Origin of the sequence: Streptomyces sp. NPDC006923, from assembly GCF_040635655.1 — a bacterium.
Lineage (GTDB): Bacteria > Actinomycetota > Actinomycetes > Streptomycetales > Streptomycetaceae > Streptomyces.
Window position 1 is genome coordinate 16,190 of record NZ_JBEYIF010000011.1, and the last position, 18,291, is coordinate 34,480.

Genomic DNA, 18,291 nt, shown 5'->3' on the forward strand with positions numbered 1-18,291 from the left:
CCTCAGCCTCCGAAGACGCTGTTGAAGTCGACCCCCGACGCGTAGTAGAAGCCGACAGTGATCAGGATCATCGTCCCGGGAAGCATGAAACTCGTGACGATGAGCGTGGCCTTCGGGACAGCTTTGGCCGCCTTGCGACGGGCGTTCTGGGCATCCGTGCGGCGCATGTCGTTGGCGATCTGGATGAGGGTGTCGACAATGGGCGCGCCGAGTTCCTCGCCCTGCTGGAGAGCACTGACGAACATGGAGACCTGCTCGGAGTCATTGCGCCGCCGCAACTGGTCGAAGGCGTCACGACGACTGACTCCCATGTCCATCTGGCGCAGCGTGATGCGCAGTTCGTCGGACCAAGGACCCTGGTACTTCTCCGAGACGCGTTCGAGGGCCTGGCGGAACCCGAGCCCGGCGGAGACCACGACCGCGAGCACATCCAGGAAATCGGGGAGGGTGCGCTCGATGTCCTCCTTGCGCCGGCCAATGGCGACCCGGATCAGGGCGTCGGTCCACAGAAAGCCGTAGACGAGAAAGATGACCGCGAGGACGACCTGCCCGCTCATGAACATGGTGAGGGCCGTCAGGGAACCGAGTCCGCTGTACACGGCGCGGCGCGCGGCGTACCGGTCGACCGTCATACCGCCGGGGTTGCCCGCCATGTCGAGCTTGCGCCGGACTTTGTCGACGCGCTTCGGGCCCATCATGCGCAGGACGGAGGGCGCGTACCGCATGCCCAGGCGGTCGATGGCGGAGCCCGTCGCGCTGGTGCGGCTGGCACCTACTTCGAGGGCCACCGCCAGATCGCCGGGGAGCTTGGCATCGGCCCGGTACATCCGGAGGCCGTGGAAGACCCCGTACACCGCGAGTGCGGCAACGGCGGCGAGCAGCAGTTCCATGTGCGAGCCCTCCTTTCAGGCGCGGACGCGGGTGAGTCTGTTGATGAGGAAGAATCCGAGGGCGTAGAGGGACGCGGACACGATCACCGCGATCTGCCCGAGGGTGGCGCCGGTCATGTCGTCGAGGGCGCCGGCCCGCATGCTGTTGATGATCAGCAGGAAGCCGAGGCCGAGCACCGGGACCATGACGGCGGTGACCTTGACCTGGGAGAGCAGCGTGCTGACCTCTCGCCGGGTCTCCTTGCGCTCCTCCAGCGTCTCGGTGAGATTGCGCAGCGAGGAGACGATGGTGCCGCCCGCCCGGTTCGACAGGATGAGGGTGGTGACCAGGACGGTCAGTTCGCGTGACGGCAGCCGCCCGACGAGTTCGTTCAGGGCGTCGTCCAGCGAGTGGCCGACTGCCAGTTGATCCGCGACCCTTTTCAGTTCCTCGCCCGCCGGGTCGTCCAGTTCCTCCGACGCCATGGCGAGGGCGGTGCGGAGTGCCAGGCCCGCCTGGGTGGCGTTGGCGAGGATCCGGGTGAGCTCGGGAAGCTGGTTGATGAATCCCTCGGTGCGCTTCTGGATCTGCATATTGAGGAAGGCGTTGCCGCCCCAGAGTCCGGCAACGGCTGCGAGAACCCCGAAGAACGGGGCGAAGACGGAACCCGCCACAAAATAGAGGCCGATCAGCGCGGCCAGGAGATAGACGAAGTACTCGCCCGGTGTGATGTCCAGGCCGGTGGCCGAGAGTTTGCGCTCGATGCGCTTGCCGAGCCCCGTCCGCCGCAGCCTGCGGTCGACCGCGCCGAACCGCCTGCGCCGGTACCCGATGTCCTCCAACTGCCCGGTCTGGGACATGCGCTGGACGAGCGCCTCCCGCTGGGCCCTGCCCGCGGAGAAGACGTGCACGCCGATGACAGCGAGCACACAGGCGAGCAGCGTGACTCCGACTGTCAGGAGCGGGAGATTATCCATGGCGGGCGGGACCTTCTCGGTGAGCGGCGGACGGGGACGGGCGGGCGGTGCGTGAAAGCGGTCAGGCCGCGGCTCTGCGCAGTACGAGCTGCTCCTCCGAGTGAGCGACGCCGAAGGCCGCGGGGATGGCCTCACTCCGCAGGTAGAGACGCTCGGCGACCCGGCGGGGCAGCGGGTAGTACTCGAAGTTTCCGTAGATCCGGCCGTCGGCTGCCATGGGCAGGGCGTTGTACCGGCAGACGGTGACGATGCGGTACTCCTCGCGGCCGTAGGAGTCGACGATCGCCATCTCGGTGATCCGGCGGGAGCCGTCGGCGTGCCGGGTGAGCTGCACGATGACGTCCACGGCGCTGTTGATCTGGTCCTTGATCGCCACGAACGGGATCTCGACCTCCGACATGGAGGCCAGGGTCTGAAGCCGCATCAGCGCGTCCTCGGCGCTGTTGGCGTGGACGGTGGCGAGCGAGCCGTCATGACCGGTCGACATCGCCTGGAGCATGTCCAGCGTCTCGCCGCCGCGGACCTCACCGACGATGATCCGGTCCGGGCGCATACGCAGGGAGTTGCGTACGAGGTCGCGGATGGTGACCTGTCCCTTGCCCTCGACGTTCGCCGGGCGGCTCTCCAGGGTGATGACATGGGACTGCTGGAGCTGGAGTTCGGCGGAGTCCTCGATGGTCACGATGCGCTCACCGTCGGGGATCAGCCCGGACAGGGCGTTGAGCAGGGTCGTCTTGCCGGTGCCGGTGGCCCCGGACACGATGACATTGAACTTCGCCCTCACCAGACCGGCCAGCATCATCATCATGTGCTCGTCCAGTGACCCCAGGCCGATCATCTCCTGCAGGGTGAAGGCGCGCGGGAAGCGCCGGATCGTGAGGACGGGCCCCGTCAGGGAGAGCGGCGGGATGATGACATTGACGCGTTCCCCGGACGGAAGGCGGGCGTCGACCATCGGATTCGCCTCGTCCACCCGGCGGTTGACCGTGGAGACGATCCGCTCGATGGTCTGCATGAGCTGTTCGTTGGAGGCGAACCGCATCGGCAGCAGTTCCAGGCGACCGCCTCGCTCGACGAAGACCTGATCGGGGCCATTCACCATGATCTCGCTGATGGACGCGTCTTCGAGCAGGGGCTCCAGGATGCCGAGGCCGAGGGCCTCGTCGACGACCCGCCGGATGAGCTGAGACCGTTCGGTCGTGGAGAGTACGGGCCCCTCACGGCTGATGATGTGGCCCAGCACCCGTTCGAGGCGCGCCCTGCGCTCGGCGGTCGCGAGCGCCGACATCTCGGCGAGGTCGATCTCCTCGAGGAGCTTGGCGCGGTAGACCCCGACCAGCCGGCTCTCCTCGCTGTGCCCGTTCGCCGGCTCGGGGCTGGTGATGCGCGCCCGAAGGCTCATGTCCTCAACTCCCTGGTGGTACTCGCGTGCTGCTGCTCACGACACTCTGATGGATCGCATCGGCTCTGTCAGTCGCGCGGCATGGTCGCGCTCCTCTCCGCGTCTCCGAACGTGATCCCAGGGAGAAGGGAGGGGATCCGCACCCTGGCCGTCACCGTGACCGCGTCACCGGCGGTCGGCGCGGTGAACTCCGCGTCCTGGGCGAGCCAGCCACTCATGGCGGTCCTTCCCGCGGTGTCGTAGTCGACATCGATGTAATCGCTCTGGGACGCCACCCTGGCCGCGGCCCGCGAAGCCGTACCGGCCTGCTGTACGGCGAAGATCGCGAGCCCGAGCTGGACCGCGGCCAGAGCGACGAGAAGCAGCAGCGGAATCCAGCCGACCAGTTCCACGGCGGCCTGGCCGCGGTCGTTGCCACGGGTACGGTTCCGCATGATCAGCTCTCCCTCGCGGCAGCGGACCTGCCCTGGACATCGAAGGGGAAATCGAGTCCGCCGGGAAAGAGGACGGGAACCGTGAGGGTGAATTCCGCCGTGACCAGATCGCCGTCGGAGAAGCACTCGATGGTGGCCGACTGGTCCCAGGCGGCCGGAAGATCCTCACGGCCGGCCGTCTCACAGGCGGCGTCCCGGTCGCCGCCCTCGGTCGCCGCGGCCGCGCGTACCGCCTTGTCCGCCGCGTTGCCCGCGAGTGAGAAGGTGTATCCGACCAGTGCGGCCTGCCAGAGCAGGATGAGGGTCACCAGGATGAGCGGAACCACCCCGGTGAACTCGATGACTGCCTGGCCGCGATCGTTCCACGGTCGCGGCTCTCTCTTCTTCGGGAGTGTTCCAGGTCCTTTCATACGTCAGGTCTCCCCCTCAGCCGTGTCACTTCGACCGTCCCCCGCGCATGCGGATGGACCCCCGGTCACCCTTCATCTTCCGCTGCCCCTCGCCCGCCGGGGGTGCCTTTACCAGACCCAGTTCTCCCGCCAGAGCCCACAACGCCTGTTTCACCGTCGACTTGGACTCCAGGTCCTGCATCCGCCCCGCGTCGACCACGGCCTGGAGTTCCTTGAAGTTGGCGGGAACGACCACCCGGGACACCCGGGTGGCGGTGATCCGTTCGATGAGAGGCGGCTGTATCTCGGTCCCGCGCGTGTAGCGGTTGACCACGACGACGGTCTCCTCCGCCTTGCGGATCTGGAGCCGGTCCCAGAGCCGGACCATGCGCTTGGCCGCCCGGACGGACACCACGTCCGGTGTCGTCACCAGCAGGGTCGTGTCAGCCATTTCGACCGCTGCCGCGTTCGCGGTGTTCATCTGCGTACCGCAGTCGACGACCACGACCTCGTACCGGTTGCGGAGCGCGCTGAGGATCTGCCGCGCGGACCGGTCGGTGATCTCCTCGCCCCGCTCGCCCTCTCCCGGTGCCAGCAGCAGCCCGATACCGCTCTCGTGGATGAAGACCGCGTCCTGGAGGACTCTGGGCGATATGTCCTGGATGGATGCGAGGTCCACGATCGAACGGCGGAACTGCACGTCAAGGTACGAGGCGACGTCCCCGGCCTGGAGGTCCAGGTCCACGAGCGCGGTGTTCATACCGGACGCCCGCGCCGCGAGCGCCAGTTGAACCGCGGTCAGGGTGGTGCCGACGCCGCCCTTCGCCCCGCTGACCGCGACGACGGTGCCGCCGGGACCGGTGAACACGTCGCCGCCCTGGCCCAGATGGCGTCGTACACCCACGGACCAGCCCGCCGCGGCCTGGACGCGCTGGGCCAGTTCCTCGTACGAGAGCGGAAGTCCGACCAGTCCTCGGGCGCCGGCGTCCATCGCGGCCGAGAAGAGGCCGGGGCTCGCGTCCACGGTGACCAGGACGACCCCGACCGCCGGAAACCGGAGGGCCACCTCCCGGATCAGTTCCAGGGCCGGCACGGGACCGATCCGCTCATGGACCAGTACGACCTCGGGCAGTTCGTCGATCGACTCGGCGGCCAGCCGTGCCAGGGTGTCGATCAGTGAGGTCGAGTCACCGATCGGCGCGGCCGGCTCCGCGTCGGGGAGCTGGCTGAGCAGAGTGGTGACGGACCGGGCCGCGTCGGCGTCGCCGACGACCGGCAGGATTCGGGTGGTCATTCGTCCCTCACTTGTCCCCTTCGAGGGTGTAGGTGTTCTCCCCGGGGCGCAGCGTGGACGGGCTGCCGTCGGCGAGGAGCGCGAGCCGTACGTGCTCCGCGAAGGATTCGGCGTAGGCGACGCGCTGGGCGTCCTTCGTCTTCAGCGCGAACGTGATCGGCACTGCCTGCTCGGGTCCGCTGGTCCTGTTGTTGTCCTTCGGCTCCAGTGCGGTGAGCCGGCCGACGTCGATGACCTTGGCATTGGCGACGATGATCCGGGACTGGGCCCTGGCGCCTTCGTCCTCAGCCGCGAAAGTGGCGAAGATATTGACCAGGGCGCCGGGAGTGATCTTTCCGGCGACGCCGGTGGCGGCGTCGATCATGATGGCGATCTCCTGCTCGTCACTGGCGAGCTCGGGGCGCTTGACGATCATGTCGTCCTGCAGCAGCGAGCCCTTTTTGAGCTGGGTGACCGCGATCTTTCCATTGACGACGGACAGGTCGGTCACGGCATTCTCGGAGAGCCAGCGCTTGGGCATCGTGATCTTCACGAACTGGCCTTCGCGCAGCGGTGTGTAAGGCGCCACATCGGACTTGATCTGATAAGCGGCCACTTCCGGCCCGACCTTCGAATTCACATCACTGATCACCGAGAGTACGCCCGCGAAGGCAGCGAAGGCACAGAGGACCGAAAGAAGAAGAAGTATGATGCCGCGGCGCTGCCGTGAATTCATGAGCGGGACAACCTCGTTCGGAGACGTCGGGGACGTGGGACGGGAACATCGGACAGGTCGCGGGAGATGGGCGGGCAGTGCGGACACGGGGCGGGCCGCTGGTGCGGCCTTCACCCGGAGGCGTCATCGGTCCATTCGAGGCCGCGTGCGGATTACGGGCCGTGGCGCACGGACTGTGTTCCGATGCTCAGGACACGGCCTGGCCGGGTTTGGTTCTCGGGCGGCACAAGCGGTGCCAGGCAGAATCCACAACGGTCACCTATGAGTTCGAAACCGCACCAGGAACACATCTCCCGTCGGACAGAGGAGACCAGTTGGTAGAGGACGGAGATGTCCGGCAGGTACGCCGCGAACTCGATCATCCTGGAAGTCCCCCACCAGCCCGGAGAATCTTTCGGCAGCGCACTCTCCTGGATTTTCTGGACGCGCCACGCGGGCGCGAGACTCGCAGTGACCCATTCCGACTGCAACTGACCTTTCGCGAAGATCAGTTGTGTGGCGAATTCAGGGCCCGCGAGTTCGCCGGTGCCGATCTTCACCAACTGCGGATCCGGGTTCGCCAGCACCGCGAACTGCGACCCCGGCACCCAGGACTTGGCGTGCGCCTTGAGGCTCACCGGAACACGGTCCAGCCTGGCGACGGAGCTGAGGAGCGCTCCGGCGTAGACATAGTGCGAGAGCAGCCGGGCGGCCGAGGCGACGACCCCGGCGCTGAAGTCGCAGATCGACAGCTGCCGGATCTGCCGGACGAGTACGGCGACGCCCAGCGGCGGCAGATCGAGTTTCAGGAGGGCGATACGGTCGCTCTCCATGACGGAGCGGATGGTGTGCAGCCGGCGCTCGTGCGCCACCGGGATATTGGCCGGATAGAGCACGATCACATAGCCGTGCTGCTCCAGAAGTACCTGCATGTCGGCGAGCGCGGCATCCAGCGGCTGGGTGTCCGGCGGCTGCAGCAGCGCCGCGCTGGGCGTCTGCTGATCCGTCGGTGGTAGCACCAGATCAGGGCTGGTGACAGCAATCGCGGTCGGCACGCTGGTTCCCCGTTCAGCTCCGGCCGCCGGAGTCCCGACGACCGCAGATCTCTCCTGCTCCGTGCTCCTGCCCCCTGCACTTTATCGGCGTCTTACGGTGCAGAGAACACTTTTCAGGTGTCCGTACGACAGCCCACGCATGGCAGGCACAGCCAAAATCGGGCGAAGCAGTCAGCAGTTGACTCCCGTTTCAATTGAGGATGCGTCCGGCACGGCTCGCCGGCCCAACTGAACTCGTTTTGGGCCCCGGTTGGGTCCACGGGCCCATGCCATGGCGGCCCCGCGTCCGTATCCTCCCCTTCCGATTCCGTGTGCGATGCGATCACGGCGCGCGGCCGGTGCGGGGCGGCGGACCCCCGGAGGAATGAGCGGCCCCGGGGCGGGCGCGGGTCGCGGGTGCCGGGGAGCCGCGCCCGGCCGTGCGGGGCGGCGCGGGCGGGGGCGGGAGGGCACCGCCGTATACGACCTGCTGCCAGAGGTCTTGACAACTTGATTGGTCTGGACCAGTTTTACGCCCGGCGGTGGCCACCGTTCCCCTCATCCCGTACCTCCATCCCCGAACCCAGCGGAGGCAGCAAGTGGAACGTGCACCAGGCGGCAGAGGACGCATAAGGACCTGGATCGGCGGGGCGGTGGCTGTGGTGGCCGCCGGTGCGCTGAGTCTGACCGGGCTGGTCGGGACGGCGCAGGCCGCCGACATCAATGTGGCCAAGAACGCGGGCTTCGAGTCCGGGCTCGGCAACTGGACGTGTTCCGCCGGCAGCGGGGCGACCGTCGGATCGCCCGTGCACGGGGGCGCCGCCGCGCTGCGCGGCACGCCGCAGGGGCAGGACAACGCCAAGTGCGCGCAGTCCGTGGCCGTGCAGCCCAACTCGACGTACACGCTGAGCGCCTGGGTGCAGGGCGGCTACGCCTATCTCGGCGCCGAGGGCACCGGGACGACCGACGTGTCGACCTGGACTCCGGACAGCTCCGGCTGGAAGCAGCTCACCACCAGCTTCAGGACCGGCGCCTCGACCAGGTCGGTGACCGTCTACACGCACGGGTGGTACGGGCAGAGCGCCTACTACGCCGACGACTTCTCCGTCTTCGGCCCCGACGGCGGCGGGGGCAGCGACCCCGGCCCGCAGGTGCCCGGGACACCCGCCGGACTCGCGGTCGGTTCCGTGACCTCGTCGTCCGTCACGCTCAACTGGAACGGCGTGTCCGGTGCGACCGGCTACAACGTCTACCAGGCCGGCACCAGGGTCCAGTCGGCGAGCGGCACGTCCACCACGGTGACGGGCCTGGCGGCCAACACCTCATACCAGTTCCAGGTGAGCGCGACCAACTCCGCCGGTGAGTCCGCGCGGTCCGCAGCGGTCACCGGGAAGACGGCCACGAGCGGCGGCAACCCGGGCAACCCCGCGGTCCCGAGGCACGCGCTGACCGGGTACTGGCAGAACTTCAACAACGGCGCGGCCGTCCAGAAGCTGCGTGACGTGCAGTCGCAGTACGACATCATCGCCGTGTCGTTCGCCGACGCGACGACGACGCCCGGCCAGATCACCTTCAATCTCGACCCGGCCGTCGGTTACGGCTCCGTCGCCGACTTCAAGGCGGACATCGCCGCGAAGAAGGCCGCCGGCAAGTCCGTGATCATCTCGGTCGGCGGCGAGAAGGGCAGCGTCTCCGTCAACAGTGACGCCTCCGCGACCGCCTTCGCCAACAGCGCCTACGCGCTGATGCAGGAGTACGGCTTCAGCGGTGTCGACATCGACCTGGAGAACGGCCTCAACTCGACCTATATGACGAAGGCGCTGCGCCAGCTCTCCGCCAGGGCCGGATCGAGCCTGGTGCTCACGATGGCGCCGCAGACCATCGACATGCAGTCCACGGCCGGTGAGTACTTCAAGACCGCGCTGAACGTCAAGGACATCCTCACCGTCGTCAATATGCAGTACTACAACAGCGGTTCCATGCTCGGCTGCGACGGCAAGGTCTACTCCCAGGGCTCCGTCGACTTCCTCACCGCTCTCGCCTGCATCCAGCTCGAAGGCGGCCTCGACCCCTCCCAGGTCGGCATCGGTGTCCCCGCCTCCACCCGGGGCGCGGGCAGCGGCTATGTCTCACCGTCCATCGTGAACAACGCGCTGGACTGCCTGACCAGGGGCACCAACTGCGGTTCCTTCAAGCCGTCCAGGACCTACCCCGGCCTGCGGGGCGCCATGACCTGGTCGACCAACTGGGACGCCACGGCCGGCAACGCCTGGTCCAACGCCGTCGGACCGCACGTCCACAGCCTTCCCTAGGCACGTTGCAACAGTCCCGGCCGGCCGCACCACGGGCCGGCCGACCGAGGCCCCCCACAGGGCCGGCAGCGCCGTCGAACCCCACCCGACGGCGCTGCCGCGCGTCCGGGCCCGGCCGGAGCGGGCCCTCCTACCAGGGCAGATCCCGTACCTGCTGGACGCACAGCACGACGAACAGCAGCCCGGCCGCCGTCAGCATCACATTGCTCACCATGCCGTTGCGCCACCGTGCCGGGGTGCGCGAGGAGTTGAGCAGCCAGAGCAGCGTCAGCGCCAGGAACGGCATGAAGAAGGCGCCCAGCACGCCGTAGACCACAACCAGGCCGAACGGCTGGTCGAGGAAGAGCAGGCCGATCGGCGGGAAGGTCAGCCAGAGCAGATACGCGCGGAACGGCAGCGAGCGCTCGCGCTCACCGGCCGCGACCTCCTGGACCATCCCCGTCGCCCCGTCCGCCGGCGTGCCCGCGCGCTCCTTCCTGATGCGCTCCACGAAGTCCGCGAACATCAGGCTCACGCCGTGCCACACCCCCATGAGCGCCCCGAAGGACGTGGCGAAGAAGCCGATCAGGAAGAGCTTGGCGGTGACCACGCCGAACCGGTCCTCCAGGACCGAGCCGAGATCGATCAGCCCCCGGTCGCCCGAGGTGAGCGCGATGTGGGAGGAGTGCAGCAGCTCGGCGCCGATGATCAGCATGGCGACGACAAAGAGTCCGGTGGTGATGTACGCGACGCGGTTGTCGAGGCGCATCACGCTCATCCAGCCGGAGTTGGTCCAGCCCTTGGCATTCACCCAGTAGCCGTACGCGGCCATGGTGATGGTGCCGCCGACACCGCCGATCAGCCCGAGGGTGTAGAAGAGCGAGCCGTCGGGCAGGGCGGGGGCGAGCCCCGCGAAGGCCGCGCCGAGGTCGGGCACCACACGGACCGCGACATACATGACGATCAGGAACTTCATCCCGATCAGCACCGTCATGACCTTCTCGAAGACCGCGTACCGGTTGAACCAGACGAAGACCAGGCCGGTCAGCCCGGTGATGACCGCCCAGGTCTTGAGGCCGGGCCCGTCGGGGAAGAGCGCGACGAGCGGCAGCGCGCTGGAGGACATGGCCGTCGCGCCGTAGACAAAGCCCCAGACGACGACGTAGATCGCGAAGTAGACGCTGGTCCAGTGGCCGAGGCTGCGCCAGCCCTCGAAGAGCGTGCGGCCGGTGGCGAGATGCCAGCGGCCGGTGGCCTCGGCGAGGGAGACCTTGACAAGACAGCCGATGATCGCGGCCCATAGCAGGGTGTAGCCGAACGTGCTGCCCGCGATCAGGGTGGCGACCAGATCGCCCGCCCCGACGCCGGTCGCCGCGACAACGATGCCGGGTCCGATGTACCGCCAGCTCGCCTTGCGGGGAGGGGCGTCGTCGTCGCCCCCGGGCGGACCCGGCTCGCCCGTGCCGGACACCGGGGAGTACGTTCCGCGCACCCCGCCGGCGCCCGTCTCGTCCGTACCGGCCCGGGGCGGGCCCGGCTCGCGCGTCTCCGCCGGCTCCGTACCACGGTCCGCGGTGTCTGCCATGCGTCCTCGCCTTCCACTCGTCCCCCTACGTGACCCACGTCACCAAAGCGGGGTACCGGTGATCGCGCAAGAGGGCGAACGGGACGACGCCCCGGACATCGGCTCCGGGGCGCCGGCGACGACCCGGCCGCGTGCGCCGGTTTCCCGGTGGTTACGGCTTGGGCAGGGCGCAGCCCGCGCGGTTCAGATCGATCCTGCTGCCGGTGCCCACGCAGGGCACGATCAGATAGGTCTCCTCGGCGTAGTTGATGCCCTGCCGCACGGTGACGGTGCCGTTCTCGTCGACCTCGCACGGGTTGTTGAGCGTGCAGCGGCCGCCGTCCTCATTACCGGTGTTGTTGACGGCGACCACCTTGCCCGTGGCCTCGTCGATCACCGGCGAGCCCGAGGTGCCGCCGATCGTGTCGCAGGCGGGGGTGTAGCGGATCGAGTCCTTCCAGGTCCACTCGCCTTCCTTCAGGCGGTAGACGAAGCCGTCGATGGCGCAGGTGTAGATGCGGTTCCAGTAGCCGGAGACGACCTTGATGGCGCTGCCCCGCACCGGGCGGGTGGCGTTGAGTTCCAGCGCGGTGATCCCGTACGCGCTCTGGATCTGCGCGTAGGTGCTGGTCAGTTGGTAGAGCGAGATGTCGGTGTCCGTCATCGTCGCGTACGAGAGCTTGCTCGCGCGCAGCGTCGCGACCCTGCTGCCCGCCGAGTTCAGCAGGCCGAAGGTACGGGTGGAGCGCTGGTCGACGACGACCTCCCCGGCGCCGGGGAAGCCGCTCTCCAGGCAGTGGCCGTTGGACAGGACCAGGGCGGGGTCGCCCGGCTGCGACCCGGGCACCCGGACAACGGAGCCGGAACAGTTGCTGAGCGCCACCGTTCCGGCGAAGTCGACCGCCTTGGCCCGGATCTGGGTCGTCCGGTCGGCCTCGGTGGTCCGGGTGGACGCGTTCGCCGGGCGGCTTGTGGCCGTCGCGGGCGCCGCTCCCGCTCCGAGGAGCAGGACGGCGACGAGCGCGCCGAGGAGAGGCTTTCTCATGTGGGGCCCCCTCTGTGGCCGAAGTTTCTCCGGCTTGTCATGCACATTGTGGATGGTCATGCGCATTGTTGACGCAAGCCGGGCGACCGGCAACCATGCCTCGTGGATTCCGGACGCGCGGGCGGGAACGGGGCGGCGGCGCCCGGCGTGTTATTCATCGCGCGGGGGACGCGGCGGAATCGCGTGCGGCAGGGGGAGCTGAGGCATGTCCGGGGTGAAGATCGAACGGCTGGGCACGGACGACCCGGTGACGCTGGGGCCGTACCGGATCATCGGCCGCCTCGGCTCGGGCGGAATGGGCCGGATATATCTGGCGCGCTCCGCCGACCGCGGACTGGTGGCCGTCAAGACGCTGCTGGCGGAGGGGCTCGTCAGCGCCACCGACCGGCGGCGGTTCGCCCGCGAAGTGGCCCTGGCCCAGCGGATCGACAGCAGCCGTACGGCGCGGGTGCTCGACGCCGACGCCGGTGCGCCGCGCCCCTGGATGGCGATCGAGTACATCGCCGCGCCGTCCCTCGCGGAGCTGGTACGGACGGCCGGGCACCCGCCGGCCTCGGCCGTCCGGTGGGTCGGCGCCGGAGTGGCGGCCGCGCTGGTCGCCCTGCACGACGCGGGCATCGTGCACCGGGACATCAAGCCGCCGAACGTGCTGCTCCCGCTGACCGGTCCGCGTGTCATCGACTTCGGGATCTCGCACGCCAGCGACCTCACCAGGACCAGCCTCACCCTCGGCACGATCGCCTTCACCTCGCCCGAGCAGGCCCGAGGTGAGCCGTCCACGGCGGCCTCCGACATCTACTCGCTGGGCGCGACGCTCTTCCATCTCGCGGTCGGCCGGCCGCCGTACGCCGACAACGGCGACACGCTGGGGCTGCTGGCCCGGGTGTCGCGGGGCGAGCTGGATCTGAGCGGACTGCCGCGCGAGCTGGAGCAGTTGATCCGCACCTGTCTGGCGGTGGACCCGGCGGGCCGCCCCCGGCCCGCCGATGTGCTCGCGCAGTTCACGTCGGGCCTCGTCGGGCTGCCGGTGTCGGAGAGCGGCACCCGCTGGCTGCCGCCGCGCTGGACGGCGCTGATCGAGGAGTACGAACAGCAGGGCCGGGCGCTGCGGGAGGGGCCTGACCCGGGGGCCGGCGGCGGCACCGACGCCGACGCGCCGACCGTGGACCAGCGCACCCGCGCGGTGCCGGACCCGGGGCCGACCCGGCAGTACACCCGGGCGCGCGCCGACGGACCCTCGGCGGACGACGTCGGCCGGCCGGGACAGGAGCGGGACGAGCAGGAGAGAGAAAAACAGGAGAAGGAGAAACAACAACAGGAGCGACAGGAACGGGAACGGCTGCGGGCGGCCCGCGAGCACGACCGCGCCGAACGCGAACGGGCCGAACGGCGGGCGCAGCGGGAGCAACTCGCCCGGGCCGTGGCCGCGAGGCGGGCCGACCAGGAACGCGCCGGGCGGGAGCGCGCCGGGCGCGAGTCGCGGTCGGCATCGGCCGCCGGTCCCGCCGCCGACGGGCAGCGGGCCTCGGCCGGTTCCTCCTCCGGGCAACGCTCCTCGGCGGGCTCCCGGAACGGCTCCGCGGCGGGAGCCGGGCCCGCGCCCGCCGTCGGCCCCGCCAAAAAGTCCTCCGGCTGGGGAGGCGTCTTCCTGGCCGCCCTCGCCTTCTTCGTCCTGGTGGTCTGGCAGCCCTGGGAGACCGAGGAGCCCACCAGCGGTCCGGTGGGCGGCGGTTCATACTCCAGCCCGTATCCCGGCAGGGACCTGCCGGACACGCCCGCCCCCAACCCCACGGATCTGGCGTTCCAGGCCGTGGTCACCGGGGACTGCCTCAGCTCGCACGACAACGGGCACGGCGGCTGGAGCGACGCCGCCCCGGAACGCGTCGACTGCGAATCGGCCGACGCCTACAACCGTGTCGTGTCCGTCGTCTCGGACAGCGGCCAGGACTGCGCGTCGGACGACGAGGAGCGCTGGACGAACGTCGGTGACGACGGTGCCGTCACCCGCCTGTGCCTGAAGCGTCAGTACCGGAACGGTCAGTGCTTCATCGCCAGGGCGGAGGGCGACGGTGTCGGCGACGGCAGCCTGATGACCGTCTGGAGCTGCGCCGCCGACTCCGTGCCCCAGGGCTACCGCTATGTCATGCAGATCACCAGCTACTACGCCATGCCGTCGGACGGGAGCGATCCCGAGTGCCGTGCCTTCGCGGGGGATTCCACCCGTTATTACTGGTACGAGGTGGACGACGGGGAGAACTACGTCTGCGCGAAGGCCGTCTGAGCCCGGCGCGGTACGGGCGGGAGGCGCGCGTCCCGCCGCGGCCTCCCGCCCGTACCGTCCCGGGCCCCCGTCCCCGGACGGCCCTCAGATGACCAGGCTGAGCAGCGCCGCGACCACGAAGCCCGCCACCGACAGGACGGTCTCCAGGACCGTCCAGGACTTCAGGGTGTCGCGCTCGGAGATGCCGAAGTACTTGGCGACCATCCAGAAGCCGCCGTCGTTCACGTGCGAGGCGAAGATCGAGCCCGCCGAGATGGCCATGATGATCAGGGCGAGATGCGCCTGCGAGAGGTCCTGGCCCTCGACCAGCGGCACGACGATGCCCGCGGTGGTGACAATCGCGACCGTCGCCGAGCCCTGCGCGACACGCAGCACGACCGAGATCAGCCAGGCCAGCAGGATGACCGGCAGGCCCACGTCGTTGAAGGTGTCGGCCAGCGCGTCCGCGATACCGCTGCCCTTGAGGATCGCGCCGAAGACTCCGCCGGCGCCGACGACCAGCAGGATGTTGCCCACCGGCTTCAGGGAGGCGGTGGAGACCGTCTCCAGCGACTTGCGGGACCAGCCCCGGCGGACTCCCAGCAGGTAGTAGGCGAGCAGCAGGGCGATGGTCAGCGCCACAAAGGGGTGGCCGAAGAACTCGATGACGGAGCGGCCCGTCGACGGGTCGAGGGCGATGGACGAGAAGGTCGCCAGCAGGATCAGGACCAGCGGTGTGCCGATGATCGCGAGGACCGTGGCCAGCGAGACCGGCGTCTCGCGGGGAGTGACGCCCGAGGCGCGCTGCTCGGCGGCGACCGCGCTCTTCGCCTCCGCCGCGGCCTCGACCATGTCCTGCGGGACCTCGACGAAGATGCGCTTGCCGATCCAGGCCGCGTAGGCCCAGGCGGCGAGGACGGACGGGACGCCGACGACGATGCCCATCAGGATGACCCAGCCGAGGTCGACCTTGAAGAGTCCCGCGGCGGCGACCGGCCCCGGGTGCGGAGGCAGGAAGGCATGGGTCATCGAGAGGCCGGCCAGCAGCGGCATCGCGTACAGCAGGATCGATTTTCCGGAGCGCTTGGTGGCGGCGTAGACGATCGGCGCGAGCACAAAGATGCCGACGTCGAAGAAGACCGGGATGCCGAAGACGACACCGGTGACACCCATGGCGAGCGGCGCGCGCTTCTCGCCGAAGAGGTTCAGCAGCCGGGAGCTCAGCACCTCGGCCCCGCCGGACACTTCGAGGATCGCGCCGAGCATGGTGCCCAGCCCGATGATGATCGCGACATGGCCGAGGATGCCGCCCATGCCGGATTCGATCATCGAGACGGCGGCGGACTTCTGGACCGTGCCGAAGAGTTCGGTGACGGAGAGACCGGCGGCGAGGCCGACGGCTATGGAGACGCCGAGCAGCGCGACGAACGGCTGTAGCCGGACCTTGATGATCAGGATGAGGAGCAGGGCGATACCGAGAGCGGCGACGGTCAGCAGACCGGCGGTGCCGTCGATGAGGAGCAGCAGGCCACCGGTGTGGGGTGGGGCTTGCGGTGGCGCGTCAGCGGCGAGCGGCATGAGGGGGACCTTCTGTTCTGGGCAGCGGGAACCGCGGCACGGCGCCCCGGAGGCGGGCGCGCCGTGCCTTGCGGCGCGGGGTGCGGGAAGACGGCGGGCCGAGTCCGGCGGTGCGGGCGCGCGGGAGGGTCAGCCGAGCACGGCGAGGGCGTCGATCTCGATCAACAGGCCCTTGGGCAGACCGACATAGACCGTCGTCCGCGCGGCGGGGGCCTCCTTCAGCCCCTGCTCCTCGAAGTACGCGTTGTAGATCGCGTTCATCTCGGAGAAGTGGTCGACATCGGTCAGGTAGACACGCATCATCATGACGTCGTCCCAGCTCGCGCCGCCCTCCTCCAGGATCGCCTTGACATTGGCGAAGGTCTGGAGAGTCTGCTCACGCAGGGTCGGGCCGGCCGTGGTGGGCGCCTGGCCATCGACGGCGGGGAGGAAGCCGACCTGGCCCGCGACCTGCAGGATGTTGCCCTTGCGGACGCCGTGCGAGAACTTCGCCGGCGGGGCGGTGTGGGTGGCAGGGGTGAGTGCGGTCTTGTCGCTCATGACGCTTCCTTGGGGTGGGTGGTGCCGGAGTACTCCCCGCTGATCGCGGCGGCGGTGCGGCGCAACAGCGGGAGGAGGGTGAGGAGTTCCTCGGCGGTGACGACGACATTCGGCGCGGAGACCGACATGGCGGCGACGGCCCGGCCGTCCGCACCGCGGATGGGGGCCCCGATGCAGTTGATGGACTCCTCGTGGCCGCCGAGATCGGTGGCCCAGCCCTGTTCGCGTACGGTCGCCAGTTCCTTGAGGAAGGCGGCCGCGTTCGGGATCGAACGGGGTGTGTACATGGGGAATTCAAGGCGCTCGGCCAGGGCGCGGCGCTCCGCCTCGGGAAGGTCGGCGAGCAGCAGCTTGGCGACGGCGGCGACGGTGATCGCGACCGGCTTGCCGATCCTGGAGTACATCCGGACCGGGTAGCGGCTCTCGACCTTGTCGATGTAGAGGACCTCGTTCTCCTCGTACACCGCGAGATGGACGGTGTGGCCGCACTGTTCGTTGAGCGCGACGAGATGCGGGTGGGCGATGTCGCGTATGTCGAGGTTCTCGACGGCTTCCTGGGCGAGCGCGAAGAGCCGGGCGCCGAGGCGGTAGCGGTTGTCCTGCTGGCGGTAGACGAGCCCGTGCTCGTGCAGGGTACGGAGCAGCCGGAGCGCGGTGGACTTGTGGACGCCGAGCCGGTCGGCGACCTGCCCGAGGTCGGCGGGTCCCTGGGCGAGCAGCGGAAGAATGCTCAGCGCTCGGTCGACTGTCTGGCTCATGGGGTACGTACCTCCTGCTCCGTGGCCGCCGTCCAGCCGGGGCCGAGACGAAGTCTCCCCCAGTCGGCCGCGGCGAGGTCCGCGAGCCGGTCGGCGTGAGCCCGGGAGGGCGGGGTGCCGAGATCACCGGGCGCGGTGAGGGCGGCGGCGGCCATCAGATGGCCGTGCCGCAGCCGGGCGGCGGCGGGCAGATGGCGCAGGGTCGCGGAGAGGAACCCGGCGGCGAAGGCGTCTCCGGCGCCGACCGGCGCGACGACCTCGACGTTCAGCGCGGGCACGGCGGTGACGGTGTCCCGCTGCCCGGGGCCGGCCTCCCGGGCGTACAGGGTCGCTCCCGCGCCGCCGCGCTTGACCACCAGCGCCTCCGGCTCGGGCAGCGCCCGCCGGATCGCGTCCGCACCGCGCAGGTCCCAGGCGAGCGCCGCCTCGTCCTCACCGACGAAGACCAGGTCGGCGCCGCGTGCGAGATCCAGCAGCACGCGTGCGCCGGACCCGTCGCGCCACAGTCCCGGCCGGTGGTTGACGTCGAAGGAGACCAGCGGGCGGCCCGGCCTGCGGGCCGTGAGCTCCCGCGTCAGGGCGAGGCAGTCGTCCGAGAGCGCGGCGGTGATGCCGGACAGATGCAGGACACGGCCCGACCAGGGCCCCGCGGCCCGCATGTTCTCCGGGGACATCGCGGACGCCGCGGATCCGGCCCGGTAGTAGGCGACCTCATGGGCGTCGGTGGCCCGGTCCGTCGCCGTACGGAAGTAGATGCCGGTCGGCCGGGCGGGATCGCGGCGGACGCCCGACGTGTCGACGCCGTACGCGGCGATCGCGTCGACGAGGTGGTCACCGAAGCCGTCGGCGCCGACCCGGCTGATCCACTTCACCGTGTGTCCCGCGGCGGCCAGCGCGCAGGCGACATTGGACTCGGCGCCGCCGATCGTACGGGCGAAGGACGGGACGTCCGCGAGGCGGCCCGGCCGGGAGGGCAGGAAGGTGACCATGGACTCACCGAGACAGACGACCTCCACGCGCGGGGGGATGTCCGCCTCTACCGTTCCGGTCACTCCACAGCTCCTCGCGCTCGACGGTCGACGGACGGGTCACCATTGACCTGGTGTCGGCTCGGATGTTAGACAGCGACAAGCGATACGCGCAATGGTTGTTGCAAATGTT

At 69.5% G+C, this 18,291-nt stretch carries 16 protein-coding genes; 2 read left to right on the forward strand and 14 right to left on the reverse strand.

Annotated features, from left to right (window positions below):
* Nucleotides 1-2: 2 nt before the first annotated feature.
* The 8 genes from ABZ707_RS22110 to ABZ707_RS22145 form a co-directional block, all read right to left on the reverse strand.
* Nucleotides 3-890 carry a DUF5936 domain-containing protein gene (locus tag ABZ707_RS22110; protein ID WP_360177524.1) on the reverse strand — a complete coding sequence of 296 codons (888 nt, stop codon included), beginning with the start codon at nucleotides 888-890 and terminating at the stop codon, nucleotides 3-5.
* Nucleotides 891-905: 15 nt separating this feature from the next.
* Nucleotides 906-1,847: a type II secretion system F family protein gene (locus ABZ707_RS22115; RefSeq protein WP_360177527.1), complete on the reverse strand. Its 942-nt coding sequence runs from the start codon at nucleotides 1,845-1,847 to the stop codon at nucleotides 906-908.
* A 61-nt stretch (nucleotides 1,848-1,908) separates the two neighbouring features.
* Nucleotides 1,909-3,249, reverse strand: a complete 1,341-nt coding sequence (locus ABZ707_RS22120) for a CpaF family protein (RefSeq protein WP_360177530.1) — start codon at nucleotides 3,247-3,249, stop codon at nucleotides 1,909-1,911.
* Between the two features lie 68 nt (nucleotides 3,250-3,317).
* Entirely contained in the window at nucleotides 3,318-3,683 is a 366-nt protein-coding gene (locus ABZ707_RS22125; protein ID WP_360177533.1) for a TadE/TadG family type IV pilus assembly protein, read from the reverse strand.
* 2 nt (nucleotides 3,684-3,685) lie between these two features.
* Nucleotides 3,686-4,093 (reverse strand): TadE/TadG family type IV pilus assembly protein, encoded by a 408-nt coding sequence (locus tag ABZ707_RS22130; protein WP_360177536.1) that lies wholly within the window; start codon nucleotides 4,091-4,093, stop codon nucleotides 3,686-3,688.
* Nucleotides 4,094-4,118: 25 nt separating this feature from the next.
* Nucleotides 4,119-5,366, reverse strand: a complete 1,248-nt coding sequence (locus ABZ707_RS22135) for an AAA family ATPase (protein WP_360177539.1) — start codon at nucleotides 5,364-5,366, stop codon at nucleotides 4,119-4,121.
* A 7-nt stretch (nucleotides 5,367-5,373) separates the two neighbouring features.
* A complete protein-coding gene (cpaB, locus tag ABZ707_RS22140; RefSeq protein ID WP_360177541.1) occupies nucleotides 5,374-6,081 on the reverse strand; it encodes a Flp pilus assembly protein CpaB in 708 nt (235 codons plus the stop codon).
* Nucleotides 6,082-6,233: 152 nt separating this feature from the next.
* The gene (locus tag ABZ707_RS22145; RefSeq protein ID WP_360177544.1) at nucleotides 6,234-7,115 is read right to left on the reverse strand and encodes a hypothetical protein; all 882 of its coding nucleotides are present in this window, start codon (nucleotides 7,113-7,115) and stop codon (nucleotides 6,234-6,236) included.
* 578 nt (nucleotides 7,116-7,693) lie between these two features.
* On the opposite strand from ABZ707_RS22145, the gene ABZ707_RS22150 reads away from it, so the two are divergent.
* On the forward strand, nucleotides 7,694-9,406 hold the full coding sequence (locus ABZ707_RS22150) for a glycoside hydrolase family 18 protein (protein WP_360177547.1): 1,713 nt from the start codon (nucleotides 7,694-7,696) through the stop codon (nucleotides 9,404-9,406).
* A gap of 130 nt (nucleotides 9,407-9,536) precedes the next feature.
* Here ABZ707_RS22150 and ABZ707_RS22155 read toward each other — a convergent pair whose 3' ends face one another.
* A complete protein-coding gene (locus ABZ707_RS22155) occupies nucleotides 9,537-10,970 on the reverse strand; it encodes an Nramp family divalent metal transporter (RefSeq protein WP_360177550.1) in 1,434 nt (477 codons plus the stop codon).
* A 151-nt stretch (nucleotides 10,971-11,121) separates the two neighbouring features.
* Nucleotides 11,122-11,994 carry a serine protease gene (locus ABZ707_RS22160; protein WP_360177553.1) on the reverse strand — a complete coding sequence of 291 codons (873 nt, stop codon included), beginning with the start codon at nucleotides 11,992-11,994 and terminating at the stop codon, nucleotides 11,122-11,124.
* Nucleotides 11,995-12,199: 205 nt separating this feature from the next.
* Here ABZ707_RS22160 and ABZ707_RS22165 point away from each other — a divergent pair, with 205 nt between their 5' ends.
* Nucleotides 12,200-14,275 carry a serine/threonine-protein kinase gene (locus ABZ707_RS22165; protein ID WP_360177556.1) on the forward strand — a complete coding sequence of 692 codons (2,076 nt, stop codon included), beginning with the start codon at nucleotides 12,200-12,202 and terminating at the stop codon, nucleotides 14,273-14,275.
* 84 nt (nucleotides 14,276-14,359) lie between these two features.
* Here the strand turns inward: ABZ707_RS22165 and ABZ707_RS22170 are convergent, their stop codons facing one another.
* The 4 genes from ABZ707_RS22170 to ABZ707_RS22185 all read right to left on the reverse strand — a co-directional run bounded on the left by ABZ707_RS22170 (nucleotide 14,360) and on the right by ABZ707_RS22185 (nucleotide 18,182).
* Nucleotides 14,360-15,832 carry a gluconate:H+ symporter gene (locus tag ABZ707_RS22170; RefSeq protein WP_360177558.1) on the reverse strand — a complete coding sequence of 491 codons (1,473 nt, stop codon included), beginning with the start codon at nucleotides 15,830-15,832 and terminating at the stop codon, nucleotides 14,360-14,362.
* A 129-nt stretch (nucleotides 15,833-15,961) separates the two neighbouring features.
* On the reverse strand, nucleotides 15,962-16,372 hold the full coding sequence (locus ABZ707_RS22175) for a RidA family protein (RefSeq protein WP_360177560.1): 411 nt from the start codon (nucleotides 16,370-16,372) through the stop codon (nucleotides 15,962-15,964).
* On the reverse strand, nucleotides 16,369-17,130 hold the full coding sequence (locus tag ABZ707_RS22180) for an IclR family transcriptional regulator (RefSeq protein WP_360177563.1): 762 nt from the start codon (nucleotides 17,128-17,130) through the stop codon (nucleotides 16,369-16,371). Before ABZ707_RS22180 ends, ABZ707_RS22175 begins: the two co-directional genes overlap by 4 nt.
* Nucleotides 17,127-18,182, reverse strand: coding sequence for a sugar kinase (locus ABZ707_RS22185; protein WP_360177566.1), 1,056 nt, complete (start codon nucleotides 18,180-18,182; stop codon nucleotides 17,127-17,129). Before ABZ707_RS22185 ends, ABZ707_RS22180 begins: the two co-directional genes overlap by 4 nt.
* Nucleotides 18,183-18,291 lie beyond the last annotated feature (109 nt).